24 protein-coding genes are annotated in these 26568 nt (G+C 33.9%); 17 read left to right on the top strand and 7 right to left on the bottom strand.

The genetic code is table 11. From position 1 onward, the window contains the following. Complete coding sequence (gene polA, locus Q5I06_RS00200) at nt 1-2718, top strand: DNA polymerase I (RefSeq protein WP_305516185.1); 2718 nt, start codon at nt 1-3, stop codon at nt 2716-2718. Between the two features lie 344 nt (nt 2719-3062). Next, a complete protein-coding gene (locus Q5I06_RS00195) occupies nt 3063-4343 on the top strand; it encodes an O-acetylhomoserine aminocarboxypropyltransferase/cysteine synthase family protein (protein WP_305516184.1) in 1281 nt (426 codons plus the stop codon). 133 nt (nt 4344-4476) lie between these two features. Here the strand turns inward: Q5I06_RS00195 and Q5I06_RS00190 are convergent, their stop codons facing one another. After that, nucleotides 4477-5400, bottom strand: a complete 924-nt coding sequence (locus Q5I06_RS00190; RefSeq protein ID WP_305516183.1) for an alpha/beta fold hydrolase — start codon at nt 5398-5400, stop codon at nt 4477-4479. Between the two features lie 62 nt (nt 5401-5462). Here Q5I06_RS00190 and Q5I06_RS00185 point away from each other — a divergent pair, with 62 nt between their 5' ends. Continuing rightward, on the top strand, nt 5463-6353 hold the full coding sequence (locus Q5I06_RS00185) for a fumarylacetoacetate hydrolase family protein (protein WP_305516182.1): 891 nt from the start codon (nt 5463-5465) through the stop codon (nt 6351-6353). A 134-nt stretch (nt 6354-6487) separates the two neighbouring features. On the opposite strand, the gene Q5I06_RS00180 is transcribed toward Q5I06_RS00185, so the two are convergent. The 3 genes from Q5I06_RS00180 to ung form a co-directional block, all read right to left on the bottom strand. Then, complete coding sequence (locus Q5I06_RS00180) at nt 6488-6751, bottom strand: DNA adenine methylase (RefSeq protein ID WP_305516181.1); 264 nt, start codon at nt 6749-6751, stop codon at nt 6488-6490. A gap of 139 nt (nt 6752-6890) precedes the next feature. After that, nucleotides 6891-7349, bottom strand: coding sequence for a DUF1104 domain-containing protein (locus Q5I06_RS00175; protein WP_305516180.1), 459 nt, complete (start codon nt 7347-7349; stop codon nt 6891-6893). Between the two features lie 86 nt (nt 7350-7435). Further along, the gene (gene ung / locus Q5I06_RS00170) at nt 7436-8140 is read right to left on the bottom strand and encodes a uracil-DNA glycosylase (protein WP_305516179.1); all 705 of its coding nucleotides are present in this window, start codon (nt 8138-8140) and stop codon (nt 7436-7438) included. A 110-nt stretch (nt 8141-8250) separates the two neighbouring features. Here ung and Q5I06_RS00165 point away from each other — a divergent pair, with 110 nt between their 5' ends. Together Q5I06_RS00165 and Q5I06_RS00160 are read left to right on the top strand one after the other, a co-directional pair. Further along, nucleotides 8251-9210, top strand: a complete 960-nt coding sequence (locus Q5I06_RS00165; RefSeq protein ID WP_305516178.1) for a DpnII family type II restriction endonuclease — start codon at nt 8251-8253, stop codon at nt 9208-9210. Beyond that, the gene (locus Q5I06_RS00160; protein ID WP_305516177.1) at nt 9203-10147 is read left to right on the top strand and encodes a DNA-methyltransferase; all 945 of its coding nucleotides are present in this window, start codon (nt 9203-9205) and stop codon (nt 10145-10147) included. Before Q5I06_RS00165 ends, Q5I06_RS00160 begins: the two co-directional genes overlap by 8 nt. A gap of 3 nt (nt 10148-10150) precedes the next feature. Here Q5I06_RS00160 and Q5I06_RS00155 read toward each other — a convergent pair whose 3' ends face one another. Genes Q5I06_RS00155 through Q5I06_RS00145 form a run of 3 tightly spaced genes read right to left on the bottom strand, consistent with a single transcriptional unit; the run spans nt 10151 to nt 13268 of the window. Then, on the bottom strand, nt 10151-11119 hold the full coding sequence (locus Q5I06_RS00155) for a Gfo/Idh/MocA family protein (protein WP_305516176.1): 969 nt from the start codon (nt 11117-11119) through the stop codon (nt 10151-10153). Further along, nucleotides 11116-11589, bottom strand: a complete 474-nt coding sequence (locus Q5I06_RS00150) for an acyltransferase (protein WP_305516175.1) — start codon at nt 11587-11589, stop codon at nt 11116-11118. The genes Q5I06_RS00155 and Q5I06_RS00150 overlap by 4 nt, the downstream gene beginning before the upstream one ends. Next, a complete protein-coding gene (locus Q5I06_RS00145) occupies nt 11586-13268 on the bottom strand; it encodes an N-6 DNA methylase (protein WP_305516174.1) in 1683 nt (560 codons plus the stop codon). The genes Q5I06_RS00150 and Q5I06_RS00145 overlap by 4 nt, the downstream gene beginning before the upstream one ends. A gap of 157 nt (nt 13269-13425) precedes the next feature. Between Q5I06_RS00145 and hisA the strand changes: the two genes are divergently transcribed. The 12 genes from hisA to Q5I06_RS00085 all read left to right on the top strand — a co-directional run bounded on the left by hisA (nt 13426) and on the right by Q5I06_RS00085 (nt 26560). Beyond that, nucleotides 13426-14154: a 1-(5-phosphoribosyl)-5-[(5-phosphoribosylamino)methylideneamino]imidazole-4-carboxamide isomerase gene (gene hisA / locus Q5I06_RS00140; RefSeq protein ID WP_305516401.1), complete on the top strand. Its 729-nt coding sequence runs from the start codon at nt 13426-13428 to the stop codon at nt 14152-14154. 113 nt (nt 14155-14267) lie between these two features. After that, on the top strand, nt 14268-14642 hold the full coding sequence (locus Q5I06_RS00135; protein WP_305516173.1) for a chemotaxis response regulator CheY: 375 nt from the start codon (nt 14268-14270) through the stop codon (nt 14640-14642). Nucleotides 14643-14651: 9 nt separating this feature from the next. Then, nucleotides 14652-15554 carry a 50S ribosomal protein L11 methyltransferase gene (locus Q5I06_RS00130; protein ID WP_305516172.1) on the top strand — a complete coding sequence of 301 codons (903 nt, stop codon included), beginning with the start codon at nt 14652-14654 and terminating at the stop codon, nt 15552-15554. A gap of 107 nt (nt 15555-15661) precedes the next feature. Beyond that, entirely contained in the window at nt 15662-17509 is a 1848-nt protein-coding gene (ftsH, locus tag Q5I06_RS00125; protein ID WP_370690900.1) for an ATP-dependent zinc metalloprotease FtsH, read from the top strand. Between the two features lies 1 nt (nt 17510). Beyond that, nucleotides 17511-18122, top strand: a complete 612-nt coding sequence (locus Q5I06_RS00120) for a phosphatidylserine decarboxylase (protein WP_305516170.1) — start codon at nt 17511-17513, stop codon at nt 18120-18122. Then, a complete protein-coding gene (gene pssA / locus Q5I06_RS00115) occupies nt 18119-18859 on the top strand; it encodes a CDP-diacylglycerol--serine O-phosphatidyltransferase (RefSeq protein ID WP_305516169.1) in 741 nt (246 codons plus the stop codon). The genes Q5I06_RS00120 and pssA overlap by 4 nt, the downstream gene beginning before the upstream one ends. Nucleotides 18860-19028: 169 nt before the next feature. Next, nucleotides 19029-20579, top strand: coding sequence for a 2-isopropylmalate synthase (locus Q5I06_RS00110; protein ID WP_305516168.1), 1551 nt, complete (start codon nt 19029-19031; stop codon nt 20577-20579). Further along, on the top strand, nt 20576-22801 hold the full coding sequence (locus tag Q5I06_RS00105; RefSeq protein ID WP_305516167.1) for a heavy metal translocating P-type ATPase: 2226 nt from the start codon (nt 20576-20578) through the stop codon (nt 22799-22801). The genes Q5I06_RS00110 and Q5I06_RS00105 overlap by 4 nt, the downstream gene beginning before the upstream one ends. A gap of 2 nt (nt 22802-22803) precedes the next feature. After that, nucleotides 22804-23007: a copper ion binding protein gene (locus Q5I06_RS00100; RefSeq protein ID WP_305516166.1), complete on the top strand. Its 204-nt coding sequence runs from the start codon at nt 22804-22806 to the stop codon at nt 23005-23007. 40 nt (nt 23008-23047) lie between these two features. Further along, complete coding sequence (locus Q5I06_RS00095; RefSeq protein WP_305516165.1) at nt 23048-24700, top strand: ABC transporter ATP-binding protein; 1653 nt, start codon at nt 23048-23050, stop codon at nt 24698-24700. After that, on the top strand, nt 24681-25868 hold the full coding sequence (locus tag Q5I06_RS00090; RefSeq protein WP_305516164.1) for an MFS transporter: 1188 nt from the start codon (nt 24681-24683) through the stop codon (nt 25866-25868). The genes Q5I06_RS00095 and Q5I06_RS00090 overlap by 20 nt, the downstream gene beginning before the upstream one ends. Before the next feature lie 26 nt (nt 25869-25894). Next, entirely contained in the window at nt 25895-26560 is a 666-nt protein-coding gene (locus tag Q5I06_RS00085; RefSeq protein WP_305516163.1) for a metallophosphoesterase, read from the top strand. The last annotated feature ends 8 nt before the right edge of the window (nt 26561-26568 follow it).

The raw sequence follows: 26568 nt of genomic DNA, 5'->3' as shown, positions 1-26568 counted from the left end.
ATGCAAACATTAACTATTATTGACACCTTCGGGTTCTTTTTTCGTAGCTTCTATGCCCTCCCTCCACTCAAGAATGCTCAAGGCTTCCCCACGAGTCTTCTACTAGGCTTTGCTAATCTAATTATGAATCTACACAAAGAAGGATTATCAGATTATATTGTCTTTGCACTTGAAGGACGGGGACAAAATAAACGCAAGGAAATCTATCCAGAATACAAAGGCACTCGCATGGAGACGCCTCAAGACTTACTGATGCAACTCCCTATTGCCATCAAATGGATAGAAAAAATGGGGTTATTAAATCTATCCTTTGATGGGTATGAAGCTGATGATGCTATTGCCTCACTTAGCCATATTGCTACGAGAAAAAACCTACAAGTGCGTATCATCAGCCATGATAAAGATCTCTATCAACTCATTGATGAAAATACCTATCTATACAACCCTACTTCAAGAAAAGATATCACAGAAAAAGAATGCCTGACAAAATATGGCATACACCCTCATGAATTCATTGATTATCAGAGCTTAGTGGGAGACAATAGCGATAATGTACCTGGCATCAAAGGTATCGGAGCAAAAACAGCCGAAAAACTTATCAAAAAATTTGGAAATCTCGATAATATCTACGCAAACCTAGAAAAGTTGCAAGAAACAGTCAGTCCAAGAATCGCTAATCTCATCAAAGAACACAAAGAAATGGCATATTTGAGCAAAAAACTCGTTACTTTAAAAACCGATTTGATTGATGATTTTGACTTACAAATCTGTAAAATGCCTCTTACAAACCCCCTATTAGCTATCGTAGATGAGCTTGAAGAGTATGAATTCATCAAGCTTGTCCAGCGTCTAAAGGGTATGCCAATGACCCAACCCGCCAAAGCCTTTATGGCAAAATCAAAAGGCATCGGGGGGCTTAATGCCTTTTCAGAATCTAGCTTCTCTTACACTTCGCATTTGCTCAATGATGAAAATAAACTATTTGAAATCTTAGATTCAATTCCCTCTAGTACTGAAATATCCTATGACTGTGAAACAGATTCTATTGATGTGCAAAATGCAAATATGGTTGGATTTAGCTTTTGCTTTGATCGAAAAAATGGCTACTATGTGCCTATTGCACACAACTATCTAGGTGTTGAAACCCAAATATCTAAAGAAAGTGCAAAAAAAGCCATAGAAAAAATATTTTCTCATCCGCTTATCGGGCATAACCTGAAATTTGACCTCCTCATCGCTCAAAATAATTTCGGCATAAAACCTCAAAACTATATAAAAGATTCAATGATTTTAGCATGGCTATTTGATAGCGTGATGAGCGTAGGACTAGATAGTCAGATGGAAAGATGGTTTTCTCACAAAATGATAGCTTTTGAAGCCATCGTGAGCAAGGGAGCAAATTTTTCAAGCGTCTCCCTTGAGGATGCGACAAAATACGCTGCTGAAGATGCAGTAGCCAGTATGTGCTTATATGAAAAACTTATAGAAGAACTTCGCTCTAAAGAGCTTGATTATCTCATAGAAATTGCCCAAAATTTGGAATTCCCTCTCATCAAAGTGCTTGTGGATATGGAAACCAATGGAATAAAAATCAATGTAAATTGGTTTGAGAAACTTCGTTTAGAACTTTCAAATAAACTCTCCATCATTCAAAACAATATCCACAAACACATAGGCTTTGATTTTAATCTCAACTCCCCTAAACAACTCGCTGAAGTGCTATTTGGAAAACTAGGGCTTAAAGGTGGCAGACAAATAAAAGGTGGCTATAGCACTGATGAGAGGACTTTAGAAGGATTGCTAAATGAACACCCTGTTATCTCTGAGATTATGGAATATCGTGAGATTTTCAAACTCAAAAATACCTACATAGAACCTCTACTCAAGCTCAACAATGATGAACACAAAATCCATACATCATTTTTACAAACAGGGACTGCTACAGGTAGATTGAGTTCAAAATCTCCAAATCTGCAAAACATCCCTGTGAGGACTGAAGCAGGAAAACAGATTCGTGAAGGTTTTATCATTAGCGATAAAAAAAATACTTTTTTAAGCGTGGATTATTCGCAAATTGAACTCCGATTACTTGCACATTTTTGTATGGACAAAGATCTCATGGAGGCATTCAAAACAGACAAAGATATCCACATGGAAACTGCTATTAGAATATTTGGGGAAGAAAACGCATCGCAAAAACGATCCATAGCAAAATCCATCAATTTTGGACTTATCTATGGAATGGGTTCAAAAAAACTCGCCCAAACACTCAAAATATCACCAAAAGAAGCAAAAACATACATTGAAAGCTATTTTGAATCCTTTCCTACGGTCAAAAACTTTTTAAAATACCAAGAAGAACAGATTCTTGCTAATGGCTATGCTCAAACATTACTAGGACATCGACGATATTTTGATTTTGCAAATGCAACAGAATTGATGAGGGCAAATTACTTACGCGAAGGTATCAATTCGATTTTTCAAGGAAGTGCAGCTGATCTTATCAAACTATCGATGCTTAAAATATATGAAAATTTCAAAAATACCTCTGTAAAATTACTTATTCAAGTGCATGATGAATTGATTTTTGAGCTTCCTAAAGAACTCGCTGAGCAAACATCTAAGGAAATCGAAGCAATAATGAATAATGTCTATACATTAAATGTGCCTCTAAAATGTGGGATTAGCTTGGGTAAAAATTGGGCAGAACTTAAATAATTTCTACACAACAAACCCTATAAAATCACCAATCAAAGAAATTTCACTCTTTGATTGGTGTAATTGGATGTTTTAAAATAGCTTTTTGTTGATAAATTATGTAGCTATCATATTTTAGAAATACTTTATTTTCAGCTCAAAGCTTTGCCCCCTGCAGCTATCATACAACATGTTTTATTGAGAATATTTAATATATTAAATATACAAACACATATCGTGTTTGTATATTATTGTAACAATTTAAAATCAAAATAGTATTATTTTATAATAACACATATCGTGTTTAATAATATTTAGATAAATTAGATCCTGATTAATCATCAAATTCAAAAAAAGGATTTTTTATGTCAAGCAAAATATACAAACCCCAAACTTTAGCCATACAAGCTGGATACACCAAGGATACACAAAAAACAATGAGTGTTCCCATCTATCAAAGCACTGCTTATGAATTCGACAACGCTGAGCAAGCTGGAGCAAGATTTGCTCTAAAAGAATTAGGAAATATTTACTCACGACTCACCAATCCGACCAACGATGTGTTAGAAAAAAGACTAGCTGCACTTGAAGGTGGAGCGAGTGCAGTGGTTACTTCTAGTGGCTCTTCAGCGATTTTTTACGCCATAGCCAACATCGCACAAGCAGGAGATAACATCCTTATCGCAGATAAAATCTATGGAGGCAGTTCAAATCTTTTTTTACACACCTTAAAAAGGTTTGGCATACAAGCGAGAGTATTTTGTATCGATGATATAAGCACATTAGAGGCACTTATTGATACAAAAACAAAAGCTATTTTCTTTGAAAGTCTAAGCAATCCTCAGATCGCTATCGCACCTATTGAAGAAATAGTAGCTATCGCAAAAAAACACAGTATTATCAGTATCTGTGACAACACTGTAGCTACACCTATTTTGTGTAATCCCATTAAATGGGGGGTAGATGTTGTGGTTCATAGTCTATCTAAATATATCAGTGGTCAAGGAAGTGTTATAGCAGGAGCAATTATTGATTCACCCTCGCTCAATCACCTCATCAAAAATAACCCACGATATGAGCATTTTAACACCCCTGATACAAGCTATCATGGCCTAGTGTATGCTGATGTGAATTTACCTATTTTCAATCTCCGCGTACGTACTGCATTGCTTAGAGATATTGGAGCATCCCTGAGTGCTTTTAACTCTTGGATTGTCTTACAGGGACTTGAAACACTCAAGGTTCGTATATATGAGCATAGCTTAAATGCCCAAAAAATCGCGTCTTTTTTATGCGATCACCCGAAGATAAAATCTGTAAATTACCCATCAATACAAAACAGCCCTTATAAAGAACTAGCCAAAAAATATTTCAAAGATAATTTGTGCTCAGGACTAGTAAGTTTTGAAATCAAAGGAGATTTTGAAGAAGCCAAAAAAGTTTGTAATAGCACAAACTTATTTTCTATTGTGGTTAATATTGGAGATACAAAATCTCTCATCGTTCATCCTGCATCCACTACTCATTCGCAACTCAGCAAAGAAGAGCTAGAAAAAGCCAATATTTCTTCAAGCCTCATTCGCTTGAGTGTAGGAATCGAGGATGCAGAGGATTTGATAGAGGATTTAACTATCGCACTTAAATAAAATCTCTCTTAGAAGAGGTTTTTGTTATATTCCAATCCAAAGGAGTAAAAATGATTTTCTAAAAACACACAATAATTAAAATACATCGTTCCTTTTTGCATATGCCAAACAAGGAGCGAATTTCTTAAATACTCTAAAAACCCTGTTTATGCAACCAAACCAACATATCATCTAGCACTTCAAGTTTATTTGGCTCATTGAAGACTTCATGACGAGCATTTGCATAGAGCTTTAATGTAACATCTTCATAGCCTTGTGATTTGATATGATGATAGGATTTTTCCACACCCTTGCCATACTCTCCGCAAATATCTTCTTGTCCGCTCAAAAATAATACCGGTAAATGCCTTTTTTGAGGACTATGCGGATAGGTGGAGAAAACTTTTTTCATCCCTTCAAAAAGATTGGCAAAACTATTGAGCGTAAAACGAAACTGACATTTTGGATCTTTGTATCGAAGCTTGATAATTTCTTCATCACTACACGCCCAATGGGTCTTAAAACGATCTTTTTGAGGAACCTTACGCTTGAACTGGGATTTGAAAGAAAATAGATCGCTGATTTTGGGCGAACCCTTTACCCCCATTTTTTCCAATATCCTGAAAAGCACCACACCAAATCCTAGCATTTTATTTGGAGAAGGAGTTCCTGTGAGAATAAGAGCATCAAGTTTATCTTCATAGAGTTGAAGAAATCTCCTAGATAGCAAAGAACCCATCGAATGTCCAAGCAATACAAATCTATGAAAAGGAAACTTCTGCATGATGAGATTATGAAAGGTCAGCATATCATCTACAGCCTTTTCAAAACCATTTTCACCCATCTCGCCCCAAACGATATTTCCTCCGATACTTTCTCCATGCCCTCTGTGATCATTGATAAAAACATTGTAACCCTTTTTTGCCAAACTAGTGCAGAGCCATTCGTATCTGTCTTTGTGTTCAATCATTCCATGTGCAATGGCTATCACCACACCATTAGTGCAATCAGGAATATACTCATCATAATACACATCACCAAAATCACTTCTGAAGCTAGAATTTTTAATTATTTTCATTTTATTCCTAAATTTTGATAGACTTGATAATAGCAGATTATTTTTTAATAAAGGAATTGTAGATGAAAATCATTACTTTTAAAACAACCAAAAGCTCTCCTTATCAAATCGGGATTATTGATAGTAGCCAAAAAAGGATTATTTCTTTGAAATCTTTGGGATTAGGCATCAAAGAAATGCAAGAACTCATCATGTGCTATGGAAGAGATCTAGAACAAAAACTTCAAGGGGCATTAGATAACAGAACAGGGGATATCGCACTAAATGATATTATTCCTGCTGCTCCCATCCCCCATCCTGCCCAAGAAATTATCTGTTTAGGCATAAATTACCTTGATCACGCAGAAGAATCTGCAAAATTCAAAAAAGAAGCCTTTGATGGCAAACGCGAAGAAGCAGTGTATTTTGGAAAAAGAGTGAATGAAGCCACTCCTGATAAAGGAATAGTGCCTTCACATAAAAATATCACTGAAAAACTTGATTATGAAGTAGAACTAGGTGTTATTATTGGTAAAGATGCGTGGAATGTAAAGAAGGAAGATGCGTTTGATTATGTCTTTGGCTATACCATCATCAACGATATCAGTGCTAGAGATGTCCAACTAAAACACAAACAATGGTATTTTGGCAAAAGCCTAGAAGGTTCTAGCCCCATGGGACCTTATATCGTGACAAAGGACGAGTTTGCCACCCCTCCAATAATGCAAATCTCTAGCTATGTCAATGGCGAACTTCGTCAAAAAAGCTCTACAGATTTGCTAATTTTTGGCATTGATTATGTGATAGAAGAACTTTCAAGAGGTATGATGCTAAAGGCAGGGAGTATTATTTCTATGGGAACCCCTTCTGGTGTGGGGATGGGGTTTGAGCCTCCTAGATTTCTCAAACCTGGCGATGTAATAGAATGCACTATCGAAGGAATCGGAAGTTTGACAAACACCATCGGGGAATAACCCCCCCCTCATTATTTCCACAGATCATTAGAGGTGAGCAGAGAAACAAAAGATAGTTGCTTGGAACATAGCACCTTAAAAGACCTCAGCATCACTTTTGCTGTTAGGCGTCAGTTTTTTAAGCTTTTGAAATTCTAATTGATTGGATTCATATAATTTTTGTAATTCGGATAATTCTTTTTTAGCGATAAAAAATCATTTCTTACTGATGTATAAAAATTCATTAGAGGTTTATTAAGATCATTGATGATTGACTTTTTTGGACTGAGAAAAAAATATAAAGCACCTCCGCCAAAAAATGGCTCTATATACCTCTTGTATGATGTTGGAAAGAAAGGAATAATTTGATTAATTTCGGCACTTTTTCCACCTCTGTATTTTAACATAGGTTTGATCATTCTGTCCCCTGCTAGGTTATTTTTGATTTCTAAATTATAGTGTGCTTTTGTTAAAATAAGAAATTATGCAAAAATTAAGTGAAAAATATAGAATAAAGAATATGATTTGAATCTAGGCATGAAATGCCTAGAAAACATATTATTTTGCTTCAGGTTTTGGTGCAGGAGCTTTTGGATCAGGTTTTTTCACTGGTTTGTTAGCTTTGCTTCCTTCATCTTTTTTGTGATCTTTTCCGTGTTTATGATGTCCATGGTGATCAAGACCACTTTCTTTAATTTGTTCTTTTGTCATACCTTTGGTTTTTTCATCAATAGCTTTTTTTATAGCTTCTCTTCTAGCTCTCATGTCTTTCATACTCATTTTTTCAGTGTTCTTTTTCATAGAAGCTTCGAGTTTTTCATGGAAAGCCTTTGCCTCAGGTTTTTTCATTGCTTTTATTCTTTTGTGAAGCTCCATTCTATAGTCAGGTACATCTTTTGGTGCAACTGTTCCTGCTACCTTTATCAAATCATCATTGCTTTTTTTTGAAAAATCAGCTCCAAATGCCAATGAAGCACAAAGTGCTCCTGCCAAAATCATTGAAATGAACTTATTCATTTTACTTCCTTTTTAATTTATTGAAATACACGAGATTATAGAGCTGTAGTGTGAATTATGTATTAACCAATATCTATGTATCTAATTTAATCTTTTAATTCCCAATTAGTTGGCTCTTTGCCAAATTTTTTTAGTGCTTCTTGGGCTTTGAGAAATACTCCACTTCCAACAAACCCTTGTGCCAAAGGGCTTGGATGGGGTGCGGTGATAATAATATGTTTGTTTGTATCTATAAAAGAAGCTTTCTTTTTTGCATAATTTCCCCATAACATAAAGATAATTTTGTCACAATGATCTGATATTGCTTTTATGATACTATCACTAAAATTTTCCCAGCCAAAGTATGCATGAGATCCTGCATTCCCCTTTTTGACACTAAATATGGTGTTTAAAAGTAGCACTCCTCTTTCACACCATTGTGTTAAATCCCCATGTGAAGGTATGGGGACGCCAAGTGAGAGATTGAGTTCTTTGTAGATGTTTTTAAGACTCGGCGGAATAGGCACAGGTTTAGGCACAGAAAAGCTTAGTCCCATTGCTTGGGGGATTTCTATTCCATTGTGCATGAAACTTCCGTGGTAAGGATCTTGACCTAAAATAACGATTTTTACTTTTTCAGGTGGCGTGAGATTGAGAGCATTAAAGGTAAGCTTTGGAGGTGGATAGATAATCTCCCCTTTGTTTTTTGCCTGTAAGTAATGATTTTTTATTTGCTGAAAGTAAGGTTTTTGAAATTCATCTTTGAGTAGCTCTTTCCATTCTGGTATTATTTTGATTGAGTCAGTATCCATAAAATCTCCAAAAATTAAAAAAGTATTTTTAAAATTAATGCTGTTAAAGTTTTTATCTGTTATTATTATACCCCTTATTGGAAAACTTACATTTAGAGTACGGGATAATAATGAATAAAAAATATGAGACAGTAATCAATAAAAATACTTTTTATTTTTCTAACTGGGAGTTTGAGGAAAATTATGAGGCAAACACAATAAATCTTTTGAAAATACTACTACTTAATCTTAAAAATGATATTGCCAATAGAGGTTGTAAGCAAGAAATATTTATTGATTTTATTCAGAAAAATGAATTTGGTTTAGAATGTTTATTGGTTTTAAATGGTTTGGCAAATGAAAATTTAAAGAGAATTATAACTATAGCGAGAATAGTCCAAGATAAAGAGTTATGTAATCTCTTAAGGGTTCAAGATTGGGATAAGGGACGCATTTATAATGATGTAAAGGAATGGAGTGATAAAAAAATAAAAAATCTTATTAAAGAAGATAGAGATTTTGCTACAGGTCTAATTGATTTATTTTTTAGAGGCTCTACCAATTCTTTTTTAGCTAAAACTCTTCCATTATTTGAGCTTAAAAAATTAGAACTACAGAAAATAAACTTTGATTCTGATGTAATGGTTGATACTTTAATTCGTTATCGCCAAAAAGGTAGTTATTCTGGTTGCATGGGGAATAATCCAGAAACTATTATAGAAACTATTTTAAATGACTTAAAAATAAATTTTGAAAAAGGTGATTTGCCAGAATTATTCAAAAACGAGAAGCTAAATAAAAGAACTATGGATTTTATTATTCCGGATAAGAAAAGCCCGAAGATAATAATTGAAAGCTCATTTTTGAGCACTACAAGTTCAGGTCAGGGAGATAAGGCAAAAACAGAATTATCGATTGCAGAGTTGATTAAAAAACATTATCCCAAAGCCAGATTTGTTGGTTTTGTTGATGGTATTGGTTGGTATGTGAGAAAACAGGATTTAAAGCGGATGGTAGAGGCTTATGACGATGTTTTTACTTTTCATTTAGATGAATTAGAGCGTTTTAAAAAAGTCCTTGAAAATGTTTGAAAATAAGATTCTGCAGGGTGATTGCATTGAGTTATTTGAAAAGATTCCTGATAATACAGTTGATTGTGTCTTTGCAGATCCGCCTTTTAATTTAAAGAAAAAATACAATTCGCATAAAGATAAGCTTGAAGAGTCTGAATATCTTGATTGGTGCAAGGAATGGATTTATCAATGTGTAAGAGTTCTTAAAGATGATGGTTTTATTTTTTTACATAATATTCCTAAATGGCTTATTTATTATGCAAGTTTTTTGAATGAAATAGCTATTTTTAGACATTGGATTAGTTGGGAAGCAATGACTGCTCCAATGGGAAAAACTTTACAACCCGCACATTATGGAATTTTATTTTATTCAAAAACAAATGATAGGAGCAAATTCAGAGAATTGCGTTCGCCACATAAAAGAGATAGAAAGGGTGTTTTGATCAAGGACTATGGAGGTAAAAAGTCAATTTTGCATCCTTTTGGCCCATTATGTTCTGATGTTTGGACAGATATCCATAGGATAAGACATATAAAGTATAGAGATGAACATCCGTGTCAATTACCGATTCACTTGTTAGAGAGAATTATTTTAATGAGTACAGAAGAAGGAGATTTGATTTTGGATCCGTTTATGGGTACAGGAACAACTGCAGTTGCTGCAAAAAGGTTAGGTAGAAGATTTTTGGGATTTGAAAAGGATATTCAATATTCCGAAATTGCACAAAAAAAAATAGAATCTGAGCTCTTTTTATCCAAACTTGGTAATTGGTGGGTGAGCTTTTATCTCGGAGAAATAGTAACTTTGAGGCAATGCGATTGGGATTATCTGAAGGAATATTTTTCAATTCCAAATAATATTAGGGATATTGATAAAATTAGAATTAAATTAATTAAAAATAAAATTGATTCTAACACAACAGAAGAAATAAATCTTTTAAGCTTAATTAAGTAGCTACTATGACTTTGAGATAATTTCTAAGGCTTGAATAACTCTTAAAATATGCTCTTTTTGATCTTGAGTGTGAGAATTCTCAGAAATAGAAGAAAAAAATGACTCTATGGAATTGTCAAGTGCCATAAAATTTTCCAATACGGGTATTTCTTCTTTACCGAGTTTGTATTCAATCATCTTTTGATAAAGACTATTTTTATCAAATTCATCTTTAATAATCACTCCAGTATCAAAAACAGTGATTTTATCCCTTTTAGTATCATCATAAATTGCTGTTTTTTTATCACCGCCAATGATCATTTCTCTGACCTTAACAGGAGATAGCCAAGAAACATTGATGGTGACTATGGGACCGCTTTGTAACTCTAAATTGATATTTGCGATCGCATCATAAGGATAGTTTTGATATTTCTTAGTAAATGTTTTTGATTTTTTTATTTTTAGCCCTACTAGAGTATCAATAATGGATAGATCATGGATTGCTAGATCCCAAATAACATCCAAACTACTTTGAAATAATCCTAAGTTAATTCTCCTAGAATTAATATAGACAATCTCGCCAAATGTTTGAATATTTTCTTTTAGCCATTTTACTGCAGGAGAGTATAAAAAGGTATGATCACAGTGCAAGATACAATTATTTTTCTGTGCAATTTCATAAAGTTCATAGGCTTCTTGAATATTTGTTGTTAATGGCTTTTCTATAAAAGCGTGTTTTTTTGCTTTTAAAGCAGCCTTTCCTAATGAATAATGACTATGAGGTGGAGTGATAATGAATATTGCTTGTATATCGTCGTCTTTTAAAATAGATTCGTAGTTTTCATAAGGAGCGAAATCATAGATTTTTTTTGCTTCTTGGATTCGTGATTTATCTTCATCATAGATAGTCTTTAACTCAAAATTTGGATTTTTAAAAATACATTTGGCTATATTGACACCCCAATATCCATATCCAATAATCGCTACTTTCATAGGATTTTATTTATGCCACGTAGTTTTTTTGCAGGGTTTCCAGCATAAATACCTGATTGCACAATGTCTTTGGTGACCACACTTCCAGCCCCAATAACGACATTATCACAGATACTTACAGGCAAGATGGTGGAATTTGATCCAATGGATACATTATTCCCAATATTTGTATTTTTCCAGTCAGAAGGATTTGAGGCAGGATGACCATTTTCAAACAGATCATTGATGAACATTACTCCGTGTGCAATAAAACAATCTGAACCGATTTTTACTAGAGAACAAATAAAGCTATGGCTTTGAATCCTTGTATTATCTCCAATGGCTACATCTTTTTGAATCTCTACAAAAGGACCTACAAACACATTGTTGCCAAGTTTGCACCCATATAGATTACAGGGGGTCATTACGCAGACATTTTTTCCGTAATCAACATCAATAATCTTATTTTCTATGACATTTATTTTTTTCATTCAGTTTCTTTGAGTTGTTGTATTTTTTTATCAATAGCTTCTAAATCTTTGCTTAACTCTTGTATTTTGGTAAAAATATCTTTGTGGTTTTTATCATAGTTTTTGGGTATGTTTAGATTGTATAAATTCTCTATATTCACTGTATTTTCACCGCTTTGCTCGTAGATTTTTTTTAGGGATTTTTCACCTTTTGATGAGAAAAAATAACAATAAAGCCCTATGGCTATTTTTTTGTTTTTTGCTCTTAAAGTAATAATTCCTGCATTTGCAACACAAAGAGAATTGATTTCTCCTAAAATAGTTATTTTAGGAGAAATTCCCCTTAGAGAGAGCAAAATATCATAGCTTTTGAGTGCATATCTTTGTATTTTTATAGCATCTCCATACTCTTTTTTGTTTTCAAAATCTTGTGTGAATCCATAGGGTTTGAAATCAGCGATTCCTACATCATAGTATGTGATAGGTTTATCCTTTGTGCTACCATATACCCTCTGACCTCTAAAAATTTCTATACCTAGAGACTTAAGCGTGTGGATATTGATATTTGCATTGTTTTTATTCAAATAAGTTTGTGCTCTTAAATCGTGAATTTGGATTTCATTGAGAGGCGTGAGTGTAGAATATGGGGTACAGAGTTTTTTGCAGAAAATATTTGAGATTTCATCAATATGAATCAATCTATTATATTTCCCATCTTTTTGATAAAAATACTCATTATTCGCATTGATGTGTAGTATATTTTCGTTTTCTGGGGAAATTACCAAAATAGAAAATTCATGACTTTGGTGAGGAAAGATGTTTTTTGGCAATTCAATGATAGCTTCTATCATTTTTTCTTTGCAAAGGCGCTCTCGAAGCTTTTCTTCAAGAGAAGATTTTTGCAAGGTTTGATTGCGGACAATAAAAACCCCACGTTTTTTTAGATGAGAGAGTGCGTGAGTTAGAAATACGAGTTCAGGATAATTTTTAACCAAGATCCCCATTTTTCCAAAACGTTCATCTTCTTTGAGATATTCTATTCCCATATGTGCGTACAATGGAGGATTACAGAGAACTTTGTCAAAATGTTCAAATCCATCTTTTGTCTTAAAAATAGGTTGTTTGAGTATGTCATTTACACAAAGCTTAATATTTTTTATTTTTGCGACTTGAGCGACTAGATGAGCAATATTTGATAGCCTTTCATCAAGTTCCTCACCGTAAAGTTTTACATCGCTAGTGCTATTAGCAAGACTTAAAAATACACTTCCAATCCCATAACAAGGATTATATATTTCATCACCGGGTTTTATTTCAAGCAATGATATAAGTAGTTGATTGACCTCTAAAGGAGTGGAGTAGTAGTAAAGTTTATTAGAAGTTTTTTTTTGTGTGATGGTGTGTAAGAATTGTTCGATAATTTCGTTATTAAGAGGTATTTGATGGATTGTTTTGAGTATTTTTAAGATGTTTGTATTGGGGTTAATTTTTACATAAAAAGAAGGTTTGATAAAAGTTTGGATAAGATTACAAAATTCCTGATAGATATCTTCCTTCTTGGTTTCTTTTGAAATGAGGGATTGAATTGCTCTTGGGTTTTGGATTTTAAGGATAAAAAGTTCTAGCATAATGCTTATAGTATCAAGAACATCGATGTGATAGCGTTTGAGATATTCAAAAAAATCTACTAATTTCTTCATTAACTTCCAATTCCAAAAAGTTTCTTCGGGTAATTCTACCATAAAATGCAGACACATAAATTGATCGGAATAAAATCGTTTTTAATCCGCTAAGACTTAAATTAAGTCTTTTTTTAGTTGTGATAAAATATCGCCAAAAATTAAGGGTGTGCCGATGATAGAGATATTTCCCGCAATCGATTTAAAAGAAGGCAAAGCAGTTCGGCTGTATAAAGGGGAGATGGCAAGTGCAAAGATATATGGGGAGGCGTTTGAATTTGCAAAAAAATTTCAAGATTTAGGATCGAAATGGATTCACATAGTTGATCTTGATGGGGCTTTGGGTGGAGAACCAAAAAACCTTGAGGTTATAGAGAAGATTCGCAAAAACTCTAGTGTGAAAATTCAAATTGGTGGGGGAATACGAGATGAGCAGACCATAAGGCGATATTCAGATATGGGGATTGATAGATTGATATTGGGGTCTGCAGCACTTAAGGATCCAGTTTTTGCTAAAGAGATGGCTAGGAAATATAAGATTGCTGTTGGGATTGATTCAAAAGATGGTAAGGTGGCGCTTGAAGGATGGGTAAAAAGTGCAGAGATAGATGCGTTGGATTTGGCAAAAGAGTTTAAAGGATCAGATATCCAAGCTCTTATTTGTACTGATATTCAAAGAGATGGAACATTTGAGGGGATCAATCTTGATTTGACTTTAGAGTTAGCAAGAGTTAGTGATTGTTTTTGCATAGCAAGTGGTGGGGTTAAAAATGAGCAAGACATATACAATCTGAATGAAAAATTTGAAGAACATGCAATTAGGGGAGGCGTCATCATAGGTAAGGCATATTATGAGGGTAGGATTGATTTACAGAAGGTAATCAAAAAATTCACGCCTAATATCTAATATTTTTTTCTTGGTTATTAATGTTAAAATGTGTTATTATTCTAAAAATGAGATTTCGCTAAACATATTTTGGATATTCTTAGGGTTATGGACTTACTTTTAAGGAGTAGAAATTGAAGTTGCTGGTAGTAGATGATAGTTCCACAATGAGAAGAATTATAAAAAACACTCTTCAGCGATTGGGCTATGAAGATATTTTAGAAGCCGAAAATGGTTTGGAAGCATGGCAATTGCTAGATACAACAGAAGGTATAAAGATTTTGATCACCGATTGGAATATGCCAGAGATGAATGGTCTTGAACTTGTCAAAAAAGTTAGATCTGATGCTCGGTATGGAGAAATACCAATAATCATGGTTACTACAGAAGGCGGAAAGGCTGAGGTTATTACAGCACTTAAAGCAGGAGTGAATAACTATATAGTAAAACCATTTACCCCACAAGTATTGAAAGAAAAGCTAGAAGTCGTTTTGGGCGTGAATGAATAAAAGATATTAATGCAGGAATATTATTTTGAGACAATCATAGTTCCTAGTGATTGTGAGGAGCTTTTTGCGGATTTTATCATTGAAACTACTGCAGAAGCAATTGAAGAAAGAGATATTTCAGCTAGTATTTTTGATGAGATTGATGATCTTATATATTCCAACATACAAAGTTTGAATAAACCACAAAAGGCTTTTGTGGTTTATTCTCTATGGGATCCAAAAATGGAATTAATTTCGTCCTTGAGTGATTTTTCTTTGAAATTGAGTGCAAATTTAGAGAAAAATGTTGGGTTCGCCTATAAAGTCAAGCTTTGCAAGAATCAGGATTGGATTGAAGAGTACAAGAAAAGTATCACTCCCATAAGAAATGGGAAATTTTACATTAGACCTAGTTGGCATCAGAGCATTGAAAATACAATTGATATTCTCATTGATCCGGCCTTAGCGTTTGGTTCAGGACATCATTGCAGTACTTCTATGTGTCTTGATATGCTTTCGACAATACCATTAGATGACAAAGAGCTTCTTGATGTGGGATGCGGGAGTGGCATTTTGTCCATAGCTGCAAAAAAACTTGGAGCAAGAGTTGATTTGTGTGATACTGATGAGTTAGCTGTGCTTGAAAGTGAGAAAAATTTTCGTCTTAATCATTTAGTTCCCGATGATATTTGGCAAGGTTCTATAGAAAAGGCAAAAAAAAATTATGATGTGATTGTTGCTAATATCATTGCTGATGTGATTTTGATTCTTCATGGAGATTTTATAAAGTTTCTAAAACCACAGTCTATTCTGATTTTATCAGGAATCTTGAAAGAGTATGAACAAAAAATATTGAATAAATTTGTTGAATTTAGATTATTAGATATTTTTGAGAAAGATGGTTGGATAAGCATAAAACTTACACAAAAATAATATAATTAAGACTAAAATCAAAGAACGAGGAAAAAATGGCACAGAAAAACAATCAAAATCCCAATAACCCAAACAATAAAAAGCCATTCACACAAAACCCTATTATGATGTTTATTATTTTTGCGGTGATTGCTTTGATTGCGTTTAAGATTATGAATCCACAAGAGGGTGATTTGAGCGATCGTTTTGGGGCAAGTACAACAAAAAAAATAGATTATTCTGAACTTAAAGATATTATAAAAAACAAGCAAGTTACTTCTGTTAGCATTGGTCAAACTATTGTTAAAGCCACCGGAGTGAATTCAAATAACCAAAAAGTAACCTATATTGCAAAAAAAGTTCAAGATCCTTCACTCGTACCTCTTTTGGAGCAACAAAAAATAGACTACAGCGGATTTAGTGAGTCAAATTTTTTCACTGATTTGTTTGGTTGGTTGTTGCCTATATTTATTATCTTGGGATTGTGGATGTTTATGGCTAATCGTATGCAAAAAAATATGGGTGGGGGCATCTTTGGTATGGGAAGCTCCAAAAAGCTCGTAAATGCCGAGAAACCTAAAGTTAGATTTGATGATATGGCAGGAAATCAGGAAGCAAAAGAAGAGGTTGTAGAAATTGTTGATTTTTTAAAATATCCCGATAGGTACGCTTCTTTGGGAGCGAAGATTCCAAAAGGAGTGTTGCTAGTAGGTCCTCCTGGAACTGGAAAAACGCTCTTGGCAAAGGCTGTTGCCGGAGAGGCTAATGTTCCATTTTTTTCAATGAGTGGAAGTAGCTTTATTGAAATGTTTGTAGGACTTGGAGCTAGTAGAGTTAGAGATCTTTTTGAGATGGCAAAAAAAGAGGCTCCAAGCATTATATTTATAGATGAAATTGATGCGATTGGTAAATCTCGTGCCGCTGGTGGCATGGTGAGTGGAAATGACGAACGTGAGCAAACACTCAATCAGCTTCTTGCAGAAATGGATGGGTTTGGGTCTGAAAATTCTCCTGTTATTGTTCTTGCAGCCACTAATAGACCAGAAGTACTTGATTCTGCATTGCTTCGCCCAGGTAGATTTGATAGGCAAGTTCTCGTGGATGAGCCTGATTTTAATGGCAGAGTAGAGATTTTAAAAGTACATATAAAAGCTATAAAGATTGGTAGAGATGTGGATTTGCAAGAAATTGCTAGACTTACAGCAGGTTTGGCTGGAGCGGATTTGGCTAATATCATCAATGAAGCAGCACTCTTAGCTGGAAGAAATAATCAAAAAGAAGTCAGTCAAAAACATCTTAAAGAGGCTGTAGAAAGAAGCATTGCTGGGCTAGAGAAAAAATCTCGTCGTATTTCTCCCAAAGAAAAAAAGATTGTGGCCTATCATGAAAGCGGACATGCTGTTGTCTCAGAAATGACAGAAGGTTCAGCAAGGGTTAATAAAGTATCTATTATTCCTAGGGGAATGGCGGCATTAGGTTATACACTAAATACCCCCGAAGAAAATAAATACTTGAAGCAAAAACATGAGCTCTTTGCAGAAATTGATGTTTTGCTTGGAGGAAGGGTTGCTGAAGATGTATTTTTGGGAGAAATTTCCACAGGTGCTAGTAATGATTTAGAGAGAGCCACAGATATTCTTAAAGCAATGGTAAGTTATTATGGGATGACTGATGTGAGTGGATTGATGGTTTTAGAAAAACGTCGAAATAATTTTTTAGGAACGGGATCTGGAAATGTGCGGGAGTTTAGCGAAAAAACTGCAGAGAGTATGGATGAGTTTATCAAAAAAACTTTGAGCGATCGCTATAATCAAGTGAAAAAACTCTTAGAAGACTATAGAGATGCTATTGAAAAAATGGCTCAAGAGTTACTTGAAAAAGAAGTTATTGATGGAGAGCGTGTCAGGGAAATTATTTCAGAATTTGAAGTTCAAAATAACCTTCCTACTAAGCTAGTAAAAAGAGAAGAGGGCTAAAATGACAAGTACCCAGATCATTTCAAAAGAGGGCTACAAGGGTATATTTATCATTGCTATTTTTGCTATTATTTTTTTATGGCTAGGGTGGAGTCTTTTTATATTCCTGTCTTTTTTGTGTTTGATTTTGTGGATATTTGCCTTTAGAAATCCAGAAAGGCTTCCAGAGGATAAATTCAACCCTATTTTGACAGCCCCTATTGATGGAAAAATTATCGAAGTATTCAACAAAGAAGGTTTTATTTGTATTGTTATTGATGTAGATTGGCTTGATGTGGGAATACTCAGAGCCCCTATAGATGTTTTAGAGTATGACATTTGTAAGAGAAATGGATTGTTTTTGAGATTTGGAGAAGATGAATTAAAAAATCATCTAAATACCCAGATATTCTTTTCTTCCAAAGAAAAATACTCTTTTAAAATCGAGCTTTATCCAGAGATTTTTTCTTCAACCACATTTTATAATAAGTCAGCTTTCAGCATTAATGACAGGATAGGATTTATGAAATTAGGCAAACTTAAACTCTTTTTTCCTGCAAAGTTTTTGGATTTAAAAGTTAATGTAGGTGATAAAATAAAAGGCGGACAAACTTTAATAGGATATATAAAATGAACATCAATCCATTGTATGCACTTCCAAACTTATTTACTGCTGGGAGTATTTTTTTGGGCGTTATGAGCATTATGTTTTCTTCAAACTCTGATTTTCAGTTGGCCTGTTATTTTATATTGATTTCTATGATTCTAGATGGACTTGATGGAAGAGTTGCTAGGATGACGCACACCACTAGTAAATTTGGAGTTGAGTTCGATTCTTTAGCTGATGTTGTAGCCTTTGGAGTTGCCCCTGCGATGCTTTTGTATTTTTATATGGGTCAAAATTATGGTGTTAATGGAGAGGGATACAAAATAGTTGTTTCGGCTTTATTTGTTATTTTTGGGGCTATCAGATTGGCAAGATTCAATATTGGAAGTTCTGAAAATGAACCAAATTCTTTTGTTGGATTGCCTATTCCTTCAGCAGCAGTTTTGGTTATTTTGTGGGTATTGATGGATATAAAATATGATATTTTTGCTATAGAATATAAATATATTCTTCTTATCATTGCCTTTGTTGCAGGTATTTTAATGGTTAGCAATATCCGTTATCCAAGCTTCAAAAAAGTAAAATGGAATCTCAAAACTTTTGTGATTTTATTGATTCTTTTGGCTATTGTGTTTGCAAACTATAACAGGGCATTTATAGAAACATTAAGTTTATTTATGTCACTTTATGTACTTTATGGGATTTTCCGTTGGATTTTCCTGATTATTAGAATGCAGGTGAAGAAAATTTTCAAGTCTGTTTAACAAAAATAGATAAACTTAAATCAACTTCAAGGAGTGAATCAATGAGAACGTCTGTTTCTATTACCTATCATTGTAGTAAAAAAATTTACTCCACCCTCCTTCTGGGCATTTAATCCTTAAATAATTTTTTCCATTACTGCTTTAAAATAAATAATTAAAAGGATAATAAATGTCTGAGATGATTAAGATTTTTGATACAACCTTAAGAGATGGCGAACAAAGTCCAGGTGCTTCAATGAATATTGAAGAAAAAATTAAAATAGCCAAACAACTTGAAAAATTAGGTGTGGATATCATTGAAGCAGGATTTGCTGCTTCAAGTCCAGGTGATTTTGAAGCAATTGAACGTATTTCGGAAGTTGTAAAAAGTAGCACTATTTGTTCTCTGTGTAGAGCTATTGATAAGGATATTTTAGCCGCTGCAAATGCACTTAAGAAAGCTAATTCTAAACGTATTCATACTTTTATTGCTACCTCTCCTATTCATATGGAATATAAGCTAAAAATGAAGCCAAATGAGGTTATCAAAAGAGCTGTGAATTCTATCGCGTATGCTAAGAGCTTGGTTGATGATGTACAGTTTAGTTGTGAAGATGCTTCAAGGAGTGATATAGGGTTTTTAAAAGAAATATTAGCTGCGGCGATAGAAGCGGGAGCTAATACTCTTAATCTTCCTGATACTGTGGGTTATGTACTCCCTAGCGAGATGGGTAAGATTATCAAAGAAATTTCAGATTTTGTGGGTACAAGAGCAACTTTATCAGTGCATTGTCATAATGATTTGGGGTTAGCAGTGGTGAATTCTATTTATGGAATTCAAAATGGTGCTAGGCAAGTGGAATGCACCATCAATGGACTAGGTGAACGTGCTGGAAATACAGCACTTGAAGAAGTTGTGATGATATTAAAAACCAGAAAAGATTTATTTGAAGGATTTGACAATAGAATAAAAACTCAAGAAATTTATCCTTCTTCCAAGCTAGTTGCAGATATTACAGGCATCAAGCCTCAGCCCAATAAAGCCATAGTGGGTCAAAATGCTTTTGCACATGAAAGCGGTATTCATCAAGATGGAATGTTAAAGAATCCAGAAACTTATGAGATTATGAAACCTTCTGATATAGGAATCATCCAAGCGAATACATTGGTGCTTGGGAAACATTCAGGTAGAGCAGCTTTTAAAGACAAAATCAAAGTTTTAGGCTTTAGTGTGAGTGAAGAGGAACTAAACGCAGCATTTGAACGTTTTAAAATCCTTTGCGATAGCAAAAAACAAATTTTTGATGATGATATTCGTGCGATTCTCAATGAAGAAACTACCCATATCCCACAGATTTTTTCTTTGGAGCTCACTCAAATCAGTGCAAACTCTTCAGGAAAATATTGTGCAGCTTTAAGTATCAAGCGAGATGGAATTGAATACAGTGATTGTGCTTTAGGGAATGGAAGCGTTGATAGTATTTTAAAGAGTATTGACAGAATCACTGGCATGAGAGGTAATCTTAAGGATTATCAGGTTGAAGCACTTAGTAGTGGAAAAGATGCCATAGCAAAAGTAGTTGTTAAGGTTGAGTTTGAAGAAGGAAAACCTGCTATTATTGGTCATGGAATAGATATCGACACGATGAATGCAACAGCAAAAGCGTATATTTGTGCACTCAATAGTTATTTAAGTATGAAGGATTTAATAACTGACAAAACAGGTACAATGTGCTTATGAAAAATATAAAAACACAAAGATTTTATATTGAGGGAATGAGCTGTTCGTCTTGTTCTTCAGGGATTGAAAAGTCTTTAAAAAGAAAAGATTTTATTTCTGATATACAAGTAAATCTACTTTCAAAGACAGCTAAAGTTTCCTATGATGAGAGCCAAACAAGTTTGGAAGATATTTTTGCTATCATTTCCAAACTTGGCTATACACCAAGATTAGATAGAGATAATATACTAGAAGAAAATATTAGCTTACTTCAAAAATTTGAGAAAAAATTCCTTTCACCTAAAAGAAAGATAATTTTAACGATTATTTTCACCCTGGGCACACTTTATTTGTCAATGGGGGGAATGTTCTTTGAGGATTTTGTACCATCTTTTTTGCTTGAATCTAGGATAAATGCAGTCTTGCAATTATTATTCACCCTTGTTGTGATGCATATGGGTAGGATGTTCTATTTTAGAGGTTTTGGTTCTTTGCTTATGGGGAATCCAAATATGGATACTCTTGTTGCAATAGGCACAGGGAGTGCATTTTTTTACAGTTTTTATCTTGTTGTGAATATTTTTATGGGCGCAGAGGTCGGTGGGCTTTATTTTGAAGGCGTGTGTATGATTATTATGTTTGTACTTATTGGTAAAAACATTGAAGAAAGATCAAAATCAAAAGCCACCGATGCACTTAAAAGGCTAATGTCTCACACAAGCAAAACAACCATAAGAGTCAAGGAGAATAAAGAACAAGAAATCAGTATTGATGAGATTTCCATTAATGATACAATAAAGATTTTACCTGGTAGCCATATTCCTGTGGATGGAGTTATTCTTGAAGGCGAAGTCAATATAGATGAATCGATGCTTTCTGGAGAAGTATTACCTGTTTTTAAAGTTTCTGGTCAGCAAGTATATTCTGGAACTATCAATACAGATAAAGCTTTTTTGATACGTGCTATAAAATCCGCACAAGATAGCACACTGAATCAAATCATTCACTTGATTCAGTGTGCACAGGAAAGCAAAGCTCCTATTGCTAGAATCGCAGATAAAATCTCAGGAATTTTTGTGCCTGTTGTGATTGTGATTGCTATTTTAGCAGGTATATTTTGGTGGGTATATCAAGGAGATTTTGGATTTGGACTCCAAGTTTTTGTGAGCGTACTTGTGATTTCTTGTCCTTGTGCTTTGGGTCTTGCAACACCTATGTCTATCATGATAGGAAGCGGAAGGGCAGCTTATGGAGGAATATTTTTTAAAAATGCTAAATCATTAGAAAATACTCAAAAAGTTACTACGGTTGTTTTTGACAAAACAGGAACATTAAGCATTGGAAAACCTGTGGTTCAAAAAGTTCTTATATTTGATGATGCTCTAAATCAAGAAGAGTTGGTGGCTTTAGCTAGTGGAGTAGAAAGCGGAAGTGAGCATTTAATTGCTAAATCTATTATTGGCTATGCCAATAATCAGCATATCGCGCCTAAAAAAGCCAAAGATTTCCATACAAGGGCGGGATATGGGATCAGTGCCAATATTGATGGAAGGATTATCAAACTAGGAAATGAAGAAAGCTTTAAGTTAAATTCTCCATTAAGTCTTCCAAATGATGGAAGTATAGTTGTTTTGGTTGGAGAAGAAGGAGATAGTGACAGGTTATTGGGGGCATTGATACTCAAAGATAAACTCAAGCCCAATATTAAAGAATATATCGCGATTCTTAAAAATATGGGAATAAAAACAATTCTTTTGAGTGGAGATAATCAGCCAAGTGTCAAAGCTATAGCAGATGAAATAGGAATTGATGAAGCTATTGCAAAAGCGAAGCCTAGCGATAAGCTTGAAAAAATAAAATCACTCAAAAAACAAAAAGAGATTGTTATGATGGTGGGTGATGGGATGAATGATGCCCCTGCTTTAGCAGTGGCAGATATTTCATTGGTGATGGCAAAAGGGAGTGATGTGAGTGTGCAAGTTGCAGATATTATTAGTTTTAGCAATGATATAAAATCTGTTATCAATGCGATCTCTTTGAGTGGAGCAACTATAAAAAATATCAAAGAAAACTTATTTTGGGCTTTTTGCTATAATGTTGTATTTATACCTCTAGCTTGTGGGGTTGGGTATGAAGCAGGAGTGCTTTTAAACCCAATGATTGCTTCTTTGGCGATGAGTTTGAGTAGTCTTAGTGTAGTTTTGAATGCTCAAAGACTTAGGAAATTTAAATTTAAGGATTGAAGATGAAAAAAGAATTTAAGGTTACTGGAATGAGTTGTCAAAAATGTGTTGATAAGATAGAAAAGTTTGTTGGCGAGATTGATGGAGTTGAACTTATTGAAGTTGATTTGGGAAAAAAAGTTGTGAATGTAGAATTTCAATCTCCTGCAAATGAAAAAATAATTTCTGAAGCAATTTTAGATGCTGGATTTGAGGTTGTTTCTTGAGATATAAGCGGATTATTTTAGGTGCATATAGGGTAATTTAATGAAAATCTTTTTGAAGAGGTTTCATCCCTATATTAGAGGTTATTATGTTTATTTTTTTATAGCATTCCTTGCCACTCTTTTAACAGCAGCTTGTACAGCTTGGGGTACGTATTTGGTCAAGCCAGTGCTAGATGATATTTTTATCAAAAAAAATACCCAAATGCTCACCTTATTGCCGTTTTTGGTTGTATTGGCATATTTTGGAAAAAGTTTTGGAATGTATGTTCAGATGTATTTTATGAATTATATTGGCTTAGATATTGTAAGAAAAATTCGCGATCGTATGCTAGAACATTTATTGAAAATGGAAATGGGATTTTTCAACAAAATACGTAGCGGAGAACTTATTTCTAGGATTACTAATGACATTGGTTTGATTCGTGCAAGTGTTTCAAACTTTTTAGCTGAATTTGTTCGCGAATCTCTCACTGTGATAGGTCTTGTTGGTGTAGTTATCTACCAAAGTCCAAAACTCGCTATAGTTGGACTTGTCATTATGCCTTTGGCTATTTATCCATTAGCAAGCATCATTAAGAAAATCAAAAAAATTTCAAGACTTAATCAAGAAAAAAATTCTGACATTACTGCAAAGCTTTCAGAAATATTTAATAATGTTGAAATTATAAAAGCCAGTAATGGTGAAAAAATAGAACAAAAAACCTTCACAGAAGAAAATCAAAAGTTCTTCAAGCTCGGACTTAAGGCAACTTTAATTGGACAACTATCCTCCCCTTTGATGGAGTTTTTGGGATCTATTGCTATTGCTTTGGTTATTTATTTAGGGGGTACTGAAGTAATTGCAGGCAAGATGAGTGCAGGAGCATTTTTTTCTTTTATTACAGCTCTTTTTATGCTTTATACGCCTTTTAAACGTTTGGTTAATATTGCTTCTTCCTTCCAGGAGGCTTTTGTTGCAACCGATAGGATTTTTGAGATACTCGATAGAACCCCTCAAATACAAGATGGAAAAAAATCTCTTTGTCCTCCGATTCAAAAAATTGATTTTAAAGATGTGTATTTGAAATATGATGAAAACTATGTATTAAACAATATTAATGCAGAATTTTCAAAAAATCAAATCATCGCATTAGTAGGTAAAAGTGGTAGTGGAAAAAGTTCGCTTGTGAATTTGATACTGCGCTTATATGAACCAAATTCTGGAAAAATTCTCATCAATGGTGAGTTGATACAGTCTTATAAACAAGAAAGCATCAGAGATAATATTGCTATCGTTACTCAAAGAATTTTTATTTTCAATGATACTATTAGTGCAAATGTTGCTTATGGGGCAAAATATGACAAACAAAAAATTATTCAAAGCTTAAAAAAAGCCCAAGCTTGGAGCTTTGTATCTGAACTTCCTGATGGAATAGATACCGTTTTAGATGAGTTTGGAGTTAATTTAAGTGGAGGGCAACGACAGAGAATAGCTATAGCTAGGGCGATTTATAAAGATCCTGAGGTGCTTATCTTAGATGAGGCAACTTCAGCATTAGATGCTAAAACAGAAGAAGCTTTTAAAAATACTATTAATTCTATAGCAAAAGATAAAATTATTATTCTTATTGCACATCGCCCTAGCACGATTGAACTCGCACATAAAATTTATCGTTTTGAGGATGGAAGGATTATTGAAGAAAGTAAAAAATAGTATCAAATTATTGAATTTTGTATTTGCTGTTGCCTGTGGGGTGATGGTTGCGAATTTATATTACGCTCAGCCCATATTAGCAAATATAGCCGATTCTTTGCATATTTCTATTAAAGATATTGCATTTATAACCACCATTACGCAGATAGGCTATGCTATAGGGCTATTTTTTCTTGTGCCTTTGCTTGATGTAATTGAAAACAAAAGATTGATAATTTTTATGATGTTTTTAAATGTTCTAGCATTATTTTTTATGAGTATTTCTGAAGAACTTTGGAAGCTTATTTTTATGTCTTTATTGATAGGTATTTCTGCCTCCAGTGTTCAGATGATTGTTCCATTTGGAGCATCAATGGTTCCCCCTGAAAATAGAGGTGTGGCAGTGGGTAAAATTATGAGTGGATTGCTTTTTGGTATTATGTTGGCGCGACCACTCTCTAGTTTTTTTTCAGGTATTGTAGGATGGCAAGAGATATTTTTATTCTCTGCAGGTTTGGGATTTGTATTGGTGGGGATATTTTTATTTGTAATGCCTTCTAAGAAGCCATTACACAAGATGAATTATTTCAAACTTCTTTTTTCTATGATGCAATTATTTAAAAATACTCCGATCTTGAGACAGAGAGGCTTTTATCATTTTTTGGCTTTTGGCGTTTTTTGTTTATTTTGGATTGTTGCTCCTTTGGTTCTGATTGAAAGTTTTGGTTTTAGCAACAACCAAGTCGCATTATTTGCGTTTATAGGAATTATGGGAGTGTTTGTTGCACCCTTTGCAGGAAGACTTGCAGATAGAGGTAAGAGTGAATGGGCAACAGGTGCAGCACTTTTAGCTGTCGGAATTTCGATGTTTTTAGCTGTTTTTCCTATGGAAAATCGCTGGAATACTTTTGTTTGGTTGGCATTTTGTGGGGTTATACTTGATTTTGGTGTGTCTTTGAATCTAGTTGTTGGGCAACGTATCATTTATGCACTAGGAGATAGTATTCGAGCTAGATTAAATGCACTTTATATGGTGATGTTTTTCATAGGAGGTGCTATGGGTTCTTATTTGGGCGGGTATCTTTATGCTCATTTTGGAGGAAAAATAGCCTTTTTTGCTGGAGGAATAATAGGAATTTTAGGCTTTTTGGCATTTATGTGGAATTTAATAAAAGCTCGATTAAAATAATGAAAAATTACCTTTAAGAAAATCGAATGAAATTTCATCTGAATTTGGATACTTTTGTGATTTCTGATAGTCACTTTGGGCACAAAGCAGTTCTTTTAAAAGAACCTATACGTAATGTCTTGGCAACTAAAAATGGCTTTGATGATTTTGATTCTTATAGCGTAAGTGTGTGGAATAAACATGTTGGCACTGAAGATTTTATTTTGCATCTTGGAGATTTATATTTTAGCGGAGGATACAAGTATCTTTCCAAACTCAACGGAAATAAAAAGCTTTTAGTGGGTAATAATGATTTGAAAAAATATAAACTTTTAAAAGGTTATGAGGATTGGAGTTTGTGTAAAAAAATCAAACTCAAAATAGATGAGAAAAAAACAATTTTACAAAAATTAAAATCTAAATGGGGAGATGCCCTTAAAAAAGATAAGCTTTTGAATGCGATTGTAATTGATATGGGCATACATCGCGTAATGTTTTCACATTTTCCTGTGATGAGTAGAAAAAGAAACGATCGTTATTGTGATACTAGAGATATGCTAGATAGTATCTATAAAATATGTGACTGTTCGCTTAATATACACGGACATACTCATTCTAGAGATACCTCAAATCGTTTTTGTATAAATGTGAGTGGAGAAAAAACAGAGTTTATTCCAGTTAGAATCAGAGATATATTAGCCTTATATTCTTAAATAAAGCT

Source organism: Helicobacter cappadocius (assembly GCF_030688855.1).
Taxonomy (GTDB): Bacteria; Campylobacterota; Campylobacteria; order Campylobacterales; family Helicobacteraceae; genus Helicobacter_J; species Helicobacter_J cappadocius.
This window is presented reverse-complemented; position numbering and strand designations above follow the sequence as displayed.

Coding starts and splice junctions, on each gene's coding strand:
- Q5I06_RS00190 (WP_305516183.1), bottom strand. CDS start 5,400: ATGAAAATAATTAAAAATTCTAGCTTCAGAAGTGATTTTGGTGATGTG.
- Q5I06_RS00085 (WP_305516163.1), top strand. CDS start 25,895: ATGAAATTTCATCTGAATTTGGATACTTTTGTGATTTCTGATAGTCAC.
- Q5I06_RS00180 (WP_305516181.1), bottom strand. CDS start 6,751: ATGATCAAACCTATGTTAAAATACAGAGGTGGAAAAAGTGCCGAAATT.
- Q5I06_RS00160 (WP_305516177.1), top strand. CDS start 9,203: ATGTTTGAAAATAAGATTCTGCAGGGTGATTGCATTGAGTTATTTGAA.
- ftsH (WP_370690900.1), top strand. CDS start 15,662: ATGTTTATTATTTTTGCGGTGATTGCTTTGATTGCGTTTAAGATTATG.
- Q5I06_RS00150 (WP_305516175.1), bottom strand. CDS start 11,589: ATGAAAAAAATAAATGTCATAGAAAATAAGATTATTGATGTTGATTAC.
- Q5I06_RS00120 (WP_305516170.1), top strand. CDS start 17,511: ATGACAAGTACCCAGATCATTTCAAAAGAGGGCTACAAGGGTATATTT.
- Q5I06_RS00130 (WP_305516172.1), top strand. CDS start 14,652: ATGCAGGAATATTATTTTGAGACAATCATAGTTCCTAGTGATTGTGAG.
- Q5I06_RS00165 (WP_305516178.1), top strand. CDS start 8,251: ATGAATAAAAAATATGAGACAGTAATCAATAAAAATACTTTTTATTTT.
- pssA (WP_305516169.1), top strand. CDS start 18,119: ATGAACATCAATCCATTGTATGCACTTCCAAACTTATTTACTGCTGGG.
- Q5I06_RS00195 (WP_305516184.1), top strand. CDS start 3,063: ATGTCAAGCAAAATATACAAACCCCAAACTTTAGCCATACAAGCTGGA.
- Q5I06_RS00175 (WP_305516180.1), bottom strand. CDS start 7,349: ATGAATAAGTTCATTTCAATGATTTTGGCAGGAGCACTTTGTGCTTCA.
- Q5I06_RS00110 (WP_305516168.1), top strand. CDS start 19,029: ATGTCTGAGATGATTAAGATTTTTGATACAACCTTAAGAGATGGCGAA.
- polA (WP_305516185.1), top strand. CDS start 1: ATGCAAACATTAACTATTATTGACACCTTCGGGTTCTTTTTTCGTAGC.
- ung (WP_305516179.1), bottom strand. CDS start 8,140: ATGGATACTGACTCAATCAAAATAATACCAGAATGGAAAGAGCTACTC.
- Q5I06_RS00185 (WP_305516182.1), top strand. CDS start 5,463: ATGAAAATCATTACTTTTAAAACAACCAAAAGCTCTCCTTATCAAATC.
- Q5I06_RS00100 (WP_305516166.1), top strand. CDS start 22,804: ATGAAAAAAGAATTTAAGGTTACTGGAATGAGTTGTCAAAAATGTGTT.
- Q5I06_RS00155 (WP_305516176.1), bottom strand. CDS start 11,119: ATGAAAGTAGCGATTATTGGATATGGATATTGGGGTGTCAATATAGCC.
- Q5I06_RS00095 (WP_305516165.1), top strand. CDS start 23,048: ATGAAAATCTTTTTGAAGAGGTTTCATCCCTATATTAGAGGTTATTAT.
- Q5I06_RS00105 (WP_305516167.1), top strand. CDS start 20,576: ATGAAAAATATAAAAACACAAAGATTTTATATTGAGGGAATGAGCTGT.
- Q5I06_RS00145 (WP_305516174.1), bottom strand. CDS start 13,268: ATGAAGAAATTAGTAGATTTTTTTGAATATCTCAAACGCTATCACATC.